This window comes from Fibrobacter sp. UWB1 (genome assembly GCF_002210325.1).
Lineage (GTDB): Bacteria > Fibrobacterota > Fibrobacteria > Fibrobacterales > Fibrobacteraceae > Fibrobacter.
The window spans coordinates 227,684-241,911 of sequence record NZ_MWQL01000003.1 but is presented as its reverse complement, the minus strand read 5'-3'; the positions used below and the strand labels follow the sequence as shown (position 1 = coordinate 241,911).

Annotated in this window: 12 protein-coding genes; 8 read left to right on the top strand and 4 right to left on the bottom strand. The window is 51.6% G+C overall.

The features are described 5' to 3' along the window. Positions 1-23 precede the first annotated feature (23 nt). Together B7988_RS04200 and rpsD are read right to left on the bottom strand one after the other, a co-directional pair. Complete coding sequence (locus B7988_RS04200) at positions 24-1,682, bottom strand: EAL domain-containing response regulator (protein ID WP_170930529.1); 1,659 nt, start codon at positions 1,680-1,682, stop codon at positions 24-26. Positions 1,683-1,796: 114 nt separating this feature from the next. Then, entirely contained in the window at positions 1,797-2,402 is a 606-nt protein-coding gene (gene rpsD / locus B7988_RS04195; protein WP_073320591.1) for a 30S ribosomal protein S4, read from the bottom strand. 351 nt (positions 2,403-2,753) lie between these two features. On the opposite strand from rpsD, the gene B7988_RS04190 reads away from it, so the two are divergent. After that, positions 2,754-3,179 carry an FdtA/QdtA family cupin domain-containing protein gene (locus tag B7988_RS04190; RefSeq protein ID WP_088656928.1) on the top strand — a complete coding sequence of 142 codons (426 nt, stop codon included), beginning with the start codon at positions 2,754-2,756 and terminating at the stop codon, positions 3,177-3,179. 55 nt (positions 3,180-3,234) lie between these two features. Here B7988_RS04190 and B7988_RS04185 read toward each other — a convergent pair whose 3' ends face one another. After that, the gene (locus B7988_RS04185) at positions 3,235-4,191 is read right to left on the bottom strand and encodes a GNAT family N-acetyltransferase (RefSeq protein WP_073320597.1); all 957 of its coding nucleotides are present in this window, start codon (positions 4,189-4,191) and stop codon (positions 3,235-3,237) included. A gap of 120 nt (positions 4,192-4,311) precedes the next feature. On the opposite strand from B7988_RS04185, the gene B7988_RS04180 reads away from it, so the two are divergent. The 4 genes from B7988_RS04180 to B7988_RS04165 are packed head-to-tail and all read left to right on the top strand — an operon-like array spanning position 4,312 to position 8,352. Further along, entirely contained in the window at positions 4,312-5,418 is a 1,107-nt protein-coding gene (locus B7988_RS04180; protein WP_249268839.1) for a DegT/DnrJ/EryC1/StrS family aminotransferase, read from the top strand. A gap of 6 nt (positions 5,419-5,424) precedes the next feature. After that, entirely contained in the window at positions 5,425-6,693 is a 1,269-nt protein-coding gene (locus B7988_RS04175) for an O-antigen translocase (RefSeq protein WP_249268838.1), read from the top strand. Beyond that, positions 6,678-7,646 carry a glycosyltransferase family 2 protein gene (locus tag B7988_RS04170; protein ID WP_249268837.1) on the top strand — a complete coding sequence of 323 codons (969 nt, stop codon included), beginning with the start codon at positions 6,678-6,680 and terminating at the stop codon, positions 7,644-7,646. Before B7988_RS04175 ends, B7988_RS04170 begins: the two co-directional genes overlap by 16 nt. A gap of 7 nt (positions 7,647-7,653) precedes the next feature. Then, positions 7,654-8,352, top strand: a complete 699-nt coding sequence (locus tag B7988_RS04165) for a glycosyltransferase family 2 protein (protein ID WP_088656926.1) — start codon at positions 7,654-7,656, stop codon at positions 8,350-8,352. Here the strand turns inward: B7988_RS04165 and B7988_RS04160 are convergent. Continuing rightward, positions 8,345-8,848, bottom strand: coding sequence for a hypothetical protein (locus tag B7988_RS04160; RefSeq protein WP_073320606.1), 504 nt, complete (start codon positions 8,846-8,848; stop codon positions 8,345-8,347). The genes B7988_RS04165 and B7988_RS04160 overlap by 8 nt on opposite strands. Before the next feature lie 124 nt (positions 8,849-8,972). Here B7988_RS04160 and B7988_RS04155 point away from each other — a divergent pair, with 124 nt between their 5' ends. The 3 genes from B7988_RS04155 (at position 8,973) to purL (ending at position 14,152) form a co-directional block, all read left to right on the top strand. Beyond that, on the top strand, positions 8,973-9,530 hold the full coding sequence (locus B7988_RS04155) for a hypothetical protein (protein WP_073054910.1): 558 nt from the start codon (positions 8,973-8,975) through the stop codon (positions 9,528-9,530). 12 nt (positions 9,531-9,542) lie between these two features. After that, positions 9,543-10,118, top strand: a complete 576-nt coding sequence (locus B7988_RS04150; RefSeq protein WP_141225551.1) for a hypothetical protein — start codon at positions 9,543-9,545, stop codon at positions 10,116-10,118. 149 nt (positions 10,119-10,267) lie between these two features. Beyond that, the gene (gene purL / locus B7988_RS04145; RefSeq protein ID WP_088656925.1) at positions 10,268-14,152 is read left to right on the top strand and encodes a phosphoribosylformylglycinamidine synthase; all 3,885 of its coding nucleotides are present in this window, start codon (positions 10,268-10,270) and stop codon (positions 14,150-14,152) included. Positions 14,153-14,228: the final 76 nt, after the last annotated feature.

Below are 14,228 nucleotides of genomic sequence, written 5' to 3'. Positions count from 1 at the left end.
CATAAGATACAAAATCTTCGGTCTTATTTAGTCCATAGGCTCTTTTCTTTTTCAATAAACTTGGCGAAATCTTCAGGCGCCACCGGCTTCGAAAAGAAATAGCCCTGAATTACGTCGCAACCCATTCTTCTGAGTGCGCGCAGCTGAGATTCATTTTCGACACCTTCGGCAACGCAAGGAACCTTCAAGAATTTGGCGATATCGATAATCAGTTCCACCATCCTCTTGTTCTTTTCGTGTTTTTCCATGCTGCGGACAAAAGACATGTCGATCTTTAGAATGTCGATCGGAATTTCGGTCAGCATGCCGAGCGAAGAATAACCGGTACCAAAGTCGTCCATTTCGATTTTAAACCCTTTCTTGCGCATGCTGTCGAGTACTTCGATTAAGCCCTGTGCGTTTTCGGCGTAGGCACTTTCGGTAATTTCGATCATGTACTCGCTGGGCGAGAGGTTGTTCTCTTTCAAAATGTTGCAGAATTTGTTCTCAAGATCCGGATCGTAAATGTCAATACGCGAAACGTTTACCGACACGGGAACGGTAAAGTCATATTCGTCCTTCCAGCGGCGGATTTGGGCGGCGGCTTCTTTCCACACGTAGTAGTCAACCATCTGAATCAGGCCGTTCGATTCGAACAAAGGAATGAAGTCTCCCGGATTGATAAAGCCGAGAGTCGGGTGAATCCAGCGGATGAGCGCCTCGGCACTGCGCAGGTGCGGCTTGTCGCCTTGAATAGCGTACTTGGGCTGGTAGTACACCCTCAAGTTCTTGCGTTCGATCGCTTCGTAAACGTCCCTGATCAAGCGTTCTTCGCGAAGATGCTTACTGTGTAGTCCACTGTTGTATGTGGATACAGAAATCGTAAAGTTTCCGCTAATGCGGTCGCAAGCGCTCTTGGCACGGTCAAACCATGTTTCGGGGTCAATCATTCCTCGTTCTACGTAATGCCATACGCCCACACGGACTCGGATATTGCTTACTTTGATATAATGGGTAAGAATAGTCTGAAGCGCTGTCTGAAGTTCTTGGTAGTCATCTTGGTGAATGCAGTATACGTAGAAAACGTCTGCGCTGGCGCGGCAGGCAATCGCATTCAAGGTTGTAAGCACTTGTTGCAGGTAGACCCCGATTTCTGCCAGAACCAGGTCGCCGGTACCGCGTCCGTAAATTTCATTAATCAAACGGAAATGTTCGATGTCAATGACAACGGCATCTCGGTCAGAACCCATGTCCAGCGGGAGTATCTGCTTCAGGTATTCAAAGAAATAGTCAATGGTATAAAGTCCCGAGAGCTTGTCCCTTTCGGTCTGTTGCACCAGGTTCTTGCTTTCGTATAAAGCTATGGTGCGTTCGCAGCGGGCAAGAATAATATCGGGGGAACTCAGGGGCTTGCGTATGAATTCATCTGCACCCAGTTTGTAACATCTGTTTTCATCGTTTTCTCCTGTAATGACGATAACGGGAATGTTCTGCAAAAAGCTTTGGGCGTTTCGTTGCTTTAAAAATTCGATACAGGTGTCGTCGGGTAGGTCTTGTTCCAGTAGAATAAGGGTATAGGTCGTGGGGGCGTCCATCAATAAAAGCAAAGCTTCTTGCGTGTTGCCGACAACAGTGATGTTGTAAGACTCTTCCAGGACATTCTGAAATGTTTCCTGACAATCTGGATCGTCTTCGATCACCATTATATTTTGTCTAGACTTGTACGACGACATTATTTTCTCACTTCCTCGTAAAGAATATAAAAAAAAGACGCTCGACGAATGCCGAGCGTCCCAAACTCTTGGTTTGAGTGGTTACTACCTGGAGTAGTATTCCACGACGAGCTGTTCTTCCAGCTTGACCGGAATCTGTTCGCGGAGCGGGAGCTTCACGAGCGTGCCTTCCATCTTGCCGGCATCGACAGTCACGTATTCAGGGACAGCCGGAGCGTTAGCAATGGCTTCCTTGATCTGAACGTGTTCCTTAGAGCCTTCGCGAACTGCAATCACGTCACCGGCCTTGATCTGGCGAGACGGAGAGTAGCTGCGGACACCGTTCACGGTGAAGTGACCATGAGCGACATACTGGCGAGCTGCAAAAATCGTGCGAGCAAAACCCATGCGGTAGACAAGGGCGTCAAGACGGGTTTCGAGCAAAATCATCAGGTTGTCACCAGCAGAACCGGCGCGACGGTTGGCTTCGTCATAAGCCTTGGCCAACTGAGCTTCGGAAATGTTGTAGGTGAAACGCAGACGCTGCTTTTCGACGAGCTGCTGCTTGTACACGGAAGAAGACTTCTTGCGGGTCTGGCCATGCTGGCCGGGTGCAAAGTTACGGCGATCGAGAGCCTTCTGAGTCTTCTGAGAGACGGCGAGTCCGAGAGAACGGGCTACCTTACCTTTTGGTCCACGGAAAGAGGACATTTTTACCTCGTTAAAGGAAGCTCTTTGGTTAACATGCATGTTGGCAGAGCTTGGCGCGACATGCACTCATTGGAGTCCCATATATAGCAAAATTTCATTTTTACGTCATTGCGAGCGAAGCGAAGCAATCCATTTTCGCTAGTTTTTCCGGAAAAACACCCCGAACCACCCCTAGAGGACAGAAAATTCGGAATTATGAATTCAGAATTCGGAATTATTTAAATTTCAAACTCTGAACTCAGAATTCGGAATTATTTAAATATCTAACTCTGAACTCTGAATTCTGAATTATTTAAATATCTAACTCTGAACTCCGAATTCTGAAATCCGAACTATTTATATATTAGTGCCATGATTTGGAACGAATCGAATCTCAACGAACCGCAATTAATTGACATCCCTATTGCCCACGACCAGCGGGGTAACCTGAGTGTGGTGGAGGGGGGCGAACTGGTGCCCTTCGATATCAAGCGAGTGTATTACCTGTACGACGTTCCCGGTGGAACGACCCGTGGTGGCCATGCTCACAGGAATCTCCGTCAGCTGATCATTGCCGCAAGCGGCAGTTTCGATGTCATTTTGGACGATGGCAAAAAGCGCACCAAGTACTCGCTGAACCGTTCCTACCACGGACTCTATATTCCCACCATGCATTGGCGCGAAATCGAAAATTTCTCATCGGGTGCAGTGTGTATGGTGCTTGCGTCCGAACATTACGATGCATCGGACTACATCTACGAGTACGACGAGTTTAAGAAGATAGTGAATGAAATGTAGAGTGTAATGTGTAGTGTGAAATGAAGAGGATAATCACTCATTTCACATCTCACATCTATTTTTCGAATCTAGCATTCAAGCAGGGGAGCGCTCCGAAGTTTTCCTTGAACCGGTAAAGGTTCTCGTTCAAGTATTTGCCGCCGTCTTCGGTCGAAATTCCCCAGGAGAATTTTTCAAACTGGTTCCGTGCGGCTTCGCGCATGACGTTTACATACAATGCTGTGGTGGCATTGGTTTCACGCTGGGTGTCGTCGGGTGCGAGGTACTGGAAGTGGTAAGTTTTTGCCTGCCTGAAAACGAAAATCATCATGCCCGAAAGGTAGACGCCGTCTTTCCATATACCGCGGAAAAGGATTTCTTCGGGGAATCTTTTCTTGAGATCTTTGAGTTCAGACAAAGTATGAACAGGCTTGGTGTTGTGGCGCGCCTTCGATAGAACCAGAAGTTCGTAGAATTTTTCCATTTCGCTGTCGGGAATTTCGCCATAGGTCAGGTTCAGCTTCTCGGCTTGCCTAAAGTTGTGGCGGCATTCGCGCCTGCAGTTTTCGAGCGGGTCGATGTCCTTGATCAACGGCGTGTAGCAGCTGAGTTCGGTATGCCGCGTATAGCCTTTGTTTTCTAGCGCGTATTCCAGCAGTTCGGTGGGGGCAGTCGCAAAAATAGGGGCGGTGGGCTTGAGGCGGATTCCCTTGAAATTTTTTTCGATATGGTCGTTCATGACCTGGATGATTTCAAGAATCTTGTTTCCGGAATAAAAATCCCTGGAAATAACGGGGCCGCCAAAAGTAGAACCCTGGTGCGAAATAAAATTGCCTTCGACATTGCAACCGGGAACGACAGCGACAATGATTCCGCTCTTCTCAATCAGGAACGAGGCGTCTTGGAACCTGCCTTCCGGATGGTAACTCAGGAATTTGCGAGTCTGCAAAAAAGTCCCGTTCATGGATTCTTTCATGACGAAGAGGTCCCAGCGGGATTCTTTTTCGGGGCTGTAGGGCAAAATTTCGTACATATTTCCTAAAATAGTAAATTCCTAACTACTAATCATTGTCTACTGTCTACTTTCTACTTCCTACTAATTTGCTATTTTCATCAAACAATGATGAATGTCCCGTTTTATTCGCTGGATTATGTGAATCGCACCCTGGGCGATGCCCTGCGCGAATCTTTTTCTGACGTCCTTGATTCTAAATGGTTTATTCGCGGCTCGCGTTGTGCTGCGTTCGAAGAGGCTTTTGCCTCCTATTGCGGTAAAAAGGCTTGTGTTGGAGTCGGCAATGGGTTTGATGCACTGACCTTGATGCTGAAGGCTTCTATTCAACTGGGTCGCTTGCAACAGGGCGATGAGGTGATTGTTCCGGCGAATACTTTTGTGGCGACCGTTCTTGCGGTGCGCGCTGCCGGTCTTGTCCCGGTTCTTGTGGAGCCGAATCCAGAAACATGCGTTCTCGATGTCACCCGTTTGGCGGAATCCTGCTCTGAAAAGACCCGAGCCATTTTGGTGGTGCACTTGTATGGCCGTTTGGCGGACATGCCTGCCGTTTGTGAATTTGCGAAGGCTCATGGATTGCTTGTGTTTGAAGATGCAGCTCAGTCGCATGGAGCTACTTTAGACGATAGAAACGTCATTGCGAGCGAAGCGAAGCAATCTAATGCAGCGGCCTACAGTTTTTACCCTACCAAAAACCTCGGCGCCATGGGCGACGGGGGTGCGGTCGTTACCGATGACTTGGAACTTGCCCAAGTGGTAAAGTCTCTCGGAAATTACGGCTCTGTTGAAAAGTACGTGAACAAGTATGTGGGCGTGAATTCCCGATTGGACGAAGTCCAGGCCGCCATACTGCTGGCAAAGCTCCCGTATTTGGATTCTTGGAATGCTCGTCGTCAAGAAATTGCGGCCCGCTACTGTGCCGAAATCAAGAACCCCCTGGTGCGTGTAACGCCTGTTCCTGCGAATCCGAAATCCCATGTGTGGCATGTGTTTCCGGTATTCTCTGAACGTCGCGACGAATTGCAGAATTTCTTGAAAGACCGCGGGATTGAAACTCTGATCCATTACCCGATTCCGCCGCACAAACAAGAGGCTTTTGCCGGAGCGGTTACGCGAGGTGAACTCCGTCATGGTGCGTTACCCATTGCCGAGGAACTGGCTCGCATGGAACTCAGCATCCCGATGGGGCCGGCCATGACTGACGAACAAGTCACCTACGTCATCGAATCCATTAACGCTTTTGCTTGATTTACGATGTCCTCAGATTTGAATTTTACAAAACTTTTTGCCGGCTCCGGAGCAGTCACGTTGTTCAACGCGCTTCGAGCGTTTGCTATTAACAAGTTGCTTGCTGTATTCCTGCCGCCGGCGGCGTTCGCCTGCGTGGGGCAGTTCCTGAATTTCATGAGCATCGGTTCGGCAACGTCTTCGCTTGCTCTACAGAACGGTTGGACTGCACTGACGGCGCAGAACAAGAATAACCAGGACAAATTGCTTGGCATTTGGCGTGGCGGTCTTCGTCTGACGACTTTTGCAAGCCTTTTCACGTTTGTCATTGCGCTCCTGTTCTGTTTTATGGCTCCGCTAGAAATGTTGTTGCCGGGGGTTCCTACGCGTCTTGCCCAGGCGGCAATCCTCTTTGCGTTGCCGGGAATCTTGGCGACAAACATCATCACAATTACTGCTGCCGTTATGAACGGCCTTGGCGAAAACCACAAGTGGGCGCTCATCAATATCGTGACTTCGGTGTGGCAAGTGCTTTGGGTGGCTTTCTTCCTTTATACGGGGCGACTCTCGGTGCTTTCGATTATCGCGACCCAGTCGATTGTGGCGGCCATTTTTGCAGGTAGAATCTCTAGCCGCGCCGGTTTTAGCGTCAATCGAATTTGGAAAACCGCTCTTGATACGCGCGGTCCGTGGCTTTCGTATGCGCTCATGGGGCTTGTGCCAATGGTTCTTTCGCCAGTGGTGCTTACGGTAATGCGAATGACTGTTGCATCAAATTTCGGAAACGATGCCGCCGGCATCTGGCAGAGCGTCTGGAAGGTTTCCGACTTTTTGTTCATGGCCATGTCTGCCATTTTGACGGTCATTATCTTGCCGCGGGTTTCTGCAAGCATGAACCGCGGTGAATTTTTCAAGATGTTTAATCCGCTCTTGCTTCGCATTATGGGAATCTCGCTTGCAATGATTGCGGTTCTGTATTTTGGCCGCAGCATCCTGGTACAGGTGCTGTTTTCGCAGGCGTACATGGGGGCGGTTGATTACTTGCCCTTGCAGCTGGTGGGAGATTTCTTTAGAGCCGGCGGCTTCGCGCTTGCGCTGGTGCTGATTGCCCGTCGCGAAACGGTGGCGTTTCTGTCTGTAGAAGTGGGCTCTGAATTTTTGCTTGCCGCAGGCACTTTTGTGGGAATCAAGTTCCTGGATTTCAACGGCCCTATGGCGGCATATGCCTTTGAAAACTTCGTCTATTTTGTGGTGCTCTACATTTTGGTGAGGAGGCTTAAATGGAATACTCCGTAACGAACATGTTTGCACAGAAAATGACCGAAAATGTCTATGTGAAAGCTTTTGCCCAAGGTGAAGAGATGGAGCAACGGGAACTTCCGCCGGTCGTATCGGTGCTCCTAGCTAGCTATAATCATGAAAAGTACGTGGAAGCTGCGGTGCGTTCGGTTTTGTCGCAGAAGGGCGTCGCCTTTGAATTGATTGTCCTTGACGATGGTAGTAAAGATAAGTCTCCCGATATTCTGGAAAAGCTTGCCGAAGAATTCAAGTTCCGCTACATTCATCGCGAAAACAAGGGCGTCGTCGCAACATTGAACGAAATGTTGGAACTTGCGCGGGGAAAGTATTTCTGCACCTTTTCTTCCGATGACATCATGCCTCCGGACCGTTTGAGAAAACAGTTGGATTTTTTGCTCGCTCATCCGAATGCGGTGGCCTGCTTTGGACAGGTAAAGCCCATGAGCGAAGGCGGTGTCGTTGCAGAACAAGTGGATTCCGCTTACTTGAAAGCGGTTCCTGAAATCCATTTTGAAGAATTCCTGTTGGGTCTAAAACCGCTCCATGGTTGCGCCGAGATGCTTTCCGTCGAGGCGGTTCGTCGTATGGGCGGTTACGATTCTAGGTTCTTCTTTGAAGACTATCCGCTGTTCCTGAAGTTACTGTATGAGTACGGTCCGCAGCCCGTGACTCCCGATGTCGTGTGCTGCCATTACCGCACTCATGGAAACAACTTGCATGCCAATCACAATCGCATGTATGCTGAGTTCCTGCGCATTATTGAACTGTACAAGGACCATAAGCTTTACCCGCAGGCGGTTCGGAACTGGAAGGCGAACTGGTTCTCGATGTTGGCTTATGCGCAAAAAGGCGAAGCGCTCAGACGCTTGCCGCAATTGGCTTCGTTCAGTCCGGCATTCCTCAAACGCCTGCCCAAATTGTTTATTCCGAAGTTCCTGTTAAAACGGTAGGGCTAAAATGATTTCAGTCTGCATGGCGACATATAATGGCGGCAAGTTTATCCGCGAACAGCTGGAAAGCATTCTTTCGCAGTTGTCGTCTGATGCAGAAATTGTCATTGCTGACGACGGCTCGGCTGACGATACCCTCGCCGTAGTGAAATCTATCGGGGATGCCCGACTCCGCCTTTTGCCAGCCGAAAAGCATTTAGGCGTTATCTACAACTTTGAACGAGCCCTGCAGGCATCCAAGGGTGAAATCATTTTTCTTGCAGACCAAGACGATGTCTGGCTTCCGGGAAAAGTGGAAAAGGTTCTTGCAGCGCTGAATGAAGCCGACCTCGTGATTCATGATGCATGGATGCTTCGCCCTTCCGGCATATCGGATTCTTCTTGGACTCGCGCTGGCAAGTTGAGCGGTATTCGCGCCTACAAGAGTGGGGTAATCGCAAACTGGTGGAAGAATACCTTTACGGGGTGCTGCATGGCATTCCGTCGCCGTATTTTGGATAAAGCGCTTCCGTTCCCTAAAAATCTTCCGATGCATGACCAATGGCTCGGCCTTGTGGCAGAAAAAAACTTTAAGGTGAAGTCTATCGACGAACCGCTAGTGGAATACCGCCAGCATCATGCCAATGCGACGCATATCGGGAATTCTCCCGCAGGCGTTTTTCAGAAAATCAAATGGCGGCTTGATTTGTTGAAGGCGATTATTTAATCGCTTGAACGACTTCGCCCCAACCCATTTGCACAATGGCGCCTGCGCGAACCAGGTTGCCTTGCGCTTCTTCGTATTCTTTTAGGATTCGGCTCCATTCAGACACGTCGCGGCGGAACTTGACATCTTTATGAATGCGTTTCATGAGCATGTCCTGTTTCCATTGGGCCGCGGCAGAAAGTTTTTGGCAAGAAATATCGAGTGCGTCCAGGTAGGCGGGGACAGCGTTCAGGAAAGTCTTTTCGAAAGGCTTTGCCTTGGACTTTGCCTGTAGGACCAAGTTTTTTTGGTTGATGGCGTTCTTGCGGATTTCGCTCATGAGTCGAACAATGCGTTCAAAATCCACTTGCGGCCAGAACAGGCTGAACGGCCACATTTTTTTCCAGTGGAATTTGAACATGGATTCGTGGGCTGTGTTTTTAGCCCTGATAAGCTCCTTGAGGTTTTCGAAAATGACCTGGGAGGGGAGCATTTCTTTGTTTTCTTGTTCGCTCATGGCCTGCAATATACTAAAAAAGGGGGTGTTTTCTGTAAAAAAGCCTTAAATTTCGGAAAGTTTGCTTGTTTTTTTTTATTTTGGAAGTAAATTCTATATGCAAAAAACTTGCAAAAGGATACTTATGGACAAAAAGAAATTCAAAATTTTGATGATTGTCGATATTGTGCTCATTATCGGCTTGTTTGCCTTGATGATGGTTCTGAAGGGCCAGTACAACGACCAGGCCCAGAAGACGGTGAAAGAACAGGTGGATGCCTACCTCGAACTTTCCAACGGTGCCGTTCAGGAACAGTGGAAGGCCGTGGACCAGTACGGTATGGCATGGCGCTTGGTTTATGCAACTCTGACCACTGCAAAGACCGAAGCTGCTTTTGATGCCGCAGTCAAGGCTATCGAAGGCGACAAGGATGCCCGTTTCAAGCAGCTTTCTTACATGTACGAAGCTGCCGGCATTCCTCCCCAGGCCCAGAATTCCATTTACGAAAAGGCCGGCCTTGCCGACAAGTTCCTCTTGAAGAACGAAGGCGGCGTCAAGGAAGTGGCTTGCGGTAAGAACTGCGTCATTTCGTTCACGTTTGCAAAGGGCAAGCTGAAGTCCAGCGACTACAGTGCTCTTGCCAACTACAACATGGCCGATCAATTTAAGCTCGAAGCCCCTGCGGCCTACCATTTTGAATAAGGAGTTGTGAAAATGAACGTAAAGAATATTTCGATTGCACTCACCGTTCTGGTTATCGCTCTCCTTGCGACACTTTTGATGCAGAAGGGTAGCTACGTGTCCCAGGCTACGGAACACTACACCAAGACCACCACCAATTCCTACAAGGGTGCCTCCAAGATCATCGAATACGTGAACAACTCTATCGATGTGAACAAGGGCGTGTGGTCCCTGGCTTGCGAAACCGTGCAGTCTGTAAAGACTTCTCAGGACCAGGCTCGTCTGGAATCCAAGTATTTCCCGTCTACCAAGGGCTCCATGAGCATTGCGAACATGACTCGCCGCTTTGAAGCCACGGGTGCCTACTACATCATCTCCAAGTTCTCGAAAGTCGAAGTCGATAAGAAAACCGAAGTCAAATCTCTGGCTGGCCTCGTCTCTGTGAACGTGAACGCTCTCGTCGGTAATCCGGGCGAAGAAATTGAGGAAGCTGAGGAAGGCGAAGAAGGCGCTGAAGAAGCTGTCGAAGAAGCTCCGGCACCGAAGAAGGCTGCAAAGCCCGCCAAGCCTGCCAAGGGCAAAAAAGGCAAGAAGGGCAAAAAGCGCTAATCGCTTGACTCTCAACGAGTTAGAAAATCGTAAGAAACGACCCGCTCTGCGGGCCGTTTCTTGTTGTGATTATTTCTGCCTACTTCCTACTTCCTACTGTCTACTAATTTCTAAATTTCCCCTCGTAAAAAATCAAACCGAGGTTTATAATGCTCATTCTTCGTGGTACGCCGGCTCTGTCGGATTTCCGTCTCCAGAAACTTTCTTCCGATTTCAAGAGCGCAGGCCTTTCTGTCGCTTCCGTCTATGCCGAATTCCTGCATGTGGTGGACCTGTCCGCCGACCTGACCGATGCAGAAACTGAAACGCTCAAGAAGGTGCTTCACTACGGTCCGGCCCGCGAACCCAAGGCTCTCGAAGGCGAACTCTTTGTGGTGTGCCCGCGTCCGGGTACCATCAGCCCGTGGAGCTCCAAGGCGACCGATATCGCTCACATCTGCGGCCTCCCGGCCATCAAGCGCATCGAACGCGCTATTGCCTACTATGTAAAGTTTGAAGGTGCTGCACCGGCTGGCGCCCGTGAGAAAATCTCCGCCAAGATTCACGACCGCATGACCCAGGCCGTGTTTGCCGACACCGCCTCCTTGGAAGTCCTCTTCAGCAAGGAAGAACCGCGTCCGCTGAACGTGATTCCGGTGCTTACCGCAGGCCGCGACGCCCTCGTGAAGGCCGACAAGGAAATGGGCCTCGCTCTGAGCTCCGACGAAATCGATTACCTGGTGAAGAACTTCACCGAACTCAAGCGTAATCCGACCGACGTGGAACTCTACATGTTCGCGCAGGCCAACTCGGAGCACTGCCGCCACAAGGTGTTCGGTGCCGAATGGACCATCGACGGCGTCAAACAGGATAAGTCCTTGTTCCAGATGATCAAGAACACCTACCAGCTCCACAACTCCAACATCTTTAGCGCTTACAAGGACAACGCCGCCGTGATGAAGGGCGCTGTCGCTGGCCGCTACTACGCCGACCCGCGCAACAACAAGTACGACTTCCACAATGAAGAAGTCGATATCCTCATGAAGGTCGAAACCCACAACCACCCGACGGCCATTTCTCCGTTCCCGGGTGCCGCTACTGGTAGTGGTGGCGAAATCCGCGACGAAGGTGCCACGGGTAAGGGCAGTAAGCCGAAGGCCGGTCTCACGGGCTTTAGCGTTTCGAACTTGAAACTGCCGGGTGCAGTCCAACCTTGGGAAAAGGACTTTGGTAGCCCGTCCCGTATTGCTTCTGCCCTCGACATTATGATTGAAGGCCCGCTCGGTGGCGCTGCATTCAACAACGAATACGGCCGTCCGAACATTCTCGGTTACTTCCGTACTTTCGAACAGGAAGTTGATGCCCAGAACGGCAAGGAAGTCCGCGGTTACCACAAGCCGATTATGTTGGCAGGCGGTCTCGGTAACATCAAGCATGAACATATTGAAAAGGGCCACATCGATCCGGGTGACCACCTGATTGTGCTCGGTGGTCCGGCAATGCTTATTGGCCTCGGTGGTGGTGCAGCTAGCTCTGTGGCTAACGGTGCCGGTAACGAATCTTTGGATTTTGCCTCTGTGCAGCGTGAAAACCCCGAAATGGAACGCCGCTGCCAGGAAGTCATCGACCGCTGTTGGGCGATGGACGAAGAAAACCCGATTACCTTTATTCACGACGTGGGAGCAGGTGGACTTTCCAACGCCTTCCCGGAACTGGTGAACGATGGCGGTCTCGGTGGTAAGTTTGAACTGCGCAACGTGCCGAACGACGAACCGGGCATGAGCCCCTTCGAAATCTGGAGTAACGAATCCCAGGAACGTTACGTTATCGCAATCGCAGGCGACAAGCTCGACGTGTTCGACGCAATTTGTAAGCGCGAACGCTGCCCGTATGCAGTGGTGGGCGAGGCTATCCCTGAAAAGCACCTGACCTTGACCGACAAGTACTTCGGCACGACTCCGATTGACATGCCGCTCGGCGTGCTCCTCGGCAAGCCGCCCCGCATGATCCGTAACGAAAAGAGCCAGAAGCGCCCGCTCAATTCCACGGTGGTTCCGGCCGATGCAACTATCAAGGACGTGGCTCACCGCGTGCTTGCAAACCCGACTGTCGCCGACAAGACGTTCCTTATCTCCATCGGTGACCGTAGCGTGACGGGTATGATTTGCCGCGACCAGATGGTTGGCCCGTGGCAGGTGCCGGTCGCCGACTGCGCCGTGACAAGCGCAACGCTCGACACTTACGAAGGTGAAGTGATGAGCATGGGTGAACGCGCCCCGGTTGCCTTGATTTCTCCGGCTGCCGCTGCCCGCATGACGGTGGCGGAATCCCTTACGAACATGGCTGCCGCTTGCGTGCCCGACATGGGCCGCGTGAACTTGTCCGCAAACTGGATGGCCACGCCGAACTACGAAGGCGACGGCGCCGACTTGTACGAAGCCGTAAAGTCCATCGGTATGGAACTCTGCCCGGAACTTGGCATTACGATTCCGGTGGGTAAGGACTCCATGAGCATGAGCACCGTGTGGTCAGATGCTCAGGGTAGCCACCGCGTGACCGCTCCGATTTCGCTCGTGATTAGTGCCTTTGCTCCGTGCGCCGATGTGCGCAAGACGCTTACCCCGCAGCTCTTGCAAGATAAGGATTCTACGCTTGTTCTCGTGGACCTCGCTCGTGGCAAGAACCGCATGGGCGCTTCCATTGCCGCTCAAGTTTACTGCAACCTCGGCGATAAGGCTCCGGATGTCGATAGCGCTAAGGAACTCCGCGCTTTCTTCGAGACCATCCAGAAGCTCAATGCTGCTGGCAAGATTATGGCCTACCACGACAAGAGCGATGGCGGTCTCTACACGACGCTCGCCGAAATGGCATTCGCTGGCCACGTGGGCGTGACGGTGAAGGCCGACGCCCTCAAGGGCAACCTCATCGACGCCCTCTTCAACGAAGAACTCGGTGCCGTGCTCCAGGTGAAGAATGCTGACCTCGCGGCTGTGCGCGACGCATTTGCCGCCGCCGGTCTCGGCGATACGGTTTCCGAAATCGCGACACTCAACGATACATACAACTTGGTCATCGGCGACTACGCCGAAGGCCTCTCTGACCTGCGTGCCATCTGGAGCGACACGACCCGCCGCATCGCGGCCCTCCGCGATAACCCGGATTGTGCCGAAAGCGAATACAAGCTCAAGTTGGAACAGGACAATCCGGGTATCACGCCGAAGGTTACCTTCGACGTGGCGGCGTCCGCCAAGATTATCAAGGATTACGCAAGCCGCCCGAAGATGGCAATCCTCCGTGAACAGGGCGTCAATGGCGAACTCGAAATGGCTGCCGCCTTCCAGAAGGCAGGCTTTGAATCTATCGACGTTCACATGACCGACATTCTCGAAGGTCGCGTAAGCCTCAAGGACTTCAACGGTCTCGTGGCTTGCGGTGGCTTCAGCTACGGTGACGTTCTCGGTGCTGGCGAAGGCTGGGCCAAGAGCATCCTCTTCAACCCGAAGGCCCGTAGCGAATTCGAGGCTTACTTCAACCGCAAGGACACCTTCACGCTGGGCGTCTGCAACGGCTGCCAGATGGTCTCTAACCTCAAGGACCTGATTCCGGGTGCCAAGCACTGGCCGCGCTTTGTGCAGAACCTCTCCGAACGCTTCGAGGCCCGCTTCTGCACGCTCAAGGTCGAAGACACTCCGGCCGTGCTCCTTAAGGGCATGGCAGGCTCCGTACTCCCGATTGCGGTCGCACACGGCGAAGGCCGTGCGGAATTCGCTAGCCGCGAAGCCGCCGAAGCCTGCCTGAAGACCGGTCTCGTGGCGCTCCGTTACGTGGACGGCAAGCACGAATATACCGAACGCTATCCGCTGAACCCCAACGGCTCTCCGTTCGGTATCAACGGCCTCTGCTCTGAAGATGGCCGCGCCCTCGTGATGATGCCGCACCCCGAACGCGTGTTCCGTACCTGCCAGTACTCCTGGCATCCGGCAGAATGGGGCGAAGACGGCCCGTGGATGCAGTTGTTCCGCAACGGCCGAATTTTTGTAGCCGAAAAGGGCTAATGCTTAAGAATGATGTTTGCTTGGCCCTTTTCTCTCGCCTCCGCCCTCAACTTTCGCTTGAGGGCTCTGGCTCACG

Excerpts from the sequence above, each read along its gene's own strand:
- B7988_RS04200 (WP_170930529.1), bottom strand. The coding sequence starts at position 1,682 with ATGGTGATCGAAGACGATCCAGATTGTCAGGAAACATTTCAGAATGTC.
- rpsD (WP_073320591.1), bottom strand. The coding sequence starts at position 2,402 with ATGTCCTCTTTCCGTGGACCAAAAGGTAAGGTAGCCCGTTCTCTCGGA.
- B7988_RS04190 (WP_088656928.1), top strand. The coding sequence starts at position 2,754 with ATGATTTGGAACGAATCGAATCTCAACGAACCGCAATTAATTGACATC.
- B7988_RS04185 (WP_073320597.1), bottom strand. The coding sequence starts at position 4,191 with ATGTACGAAATTTTGCCCTACAGCCCCGAAAAAGAATCCCGCTGGGAC.
- B7988_RS04175 (WP_249268838.1), top strand. The coding sequence starts at position 5,425 with ATGTCCTCAGATTTGAATTTTACAAAACTTTTTGCCGGCTCCGGAGCA.
- B7988_RS04170 (WP_249268837.1), top strand. The coding sequence starts at position 6,678 with ATGGAATACTCCGTAACGAACATGTTTGCACAGAAAATGACCGAAAAT.
- B7988_RS04165 (WP_088656926.1), top strand. The coding sequence starts at position 7,654 with ATGATTTCAGTCTGCATGGCGACATATAATGGCGGCAAGTTTATCCGC.
- B7988_RS04160 (WP_073320606.1), bottom strand. The coding sequence starts at position 8,848 with ATGAGCGAACAAGAAAACAAAGAAATGCTCCCCTCCCAGGTCATTTTC.
- B7988_RS04155 (WP_073054910.1), top strand. The coding sequence starts at position 8,973 with ATGGACAAAAAGAAATTCAAAATTTTGATGATTGTCGATATTGTGCTC.
- B7988_RS04150 (WP_141225551.1), top strand. The coding sequence starts at position 9,543 with ATGAACGTAAAGAATATTTCGATTGCACTCACCGTTCTGGTTATCGCT.
- purL (WP_088656925.1), top strand. The coding sequence starts at position 10,268 with ATGCTCATTCTTCGTGGTACGCCGGCTCTGTCGGATTTCCGTCTCCAG.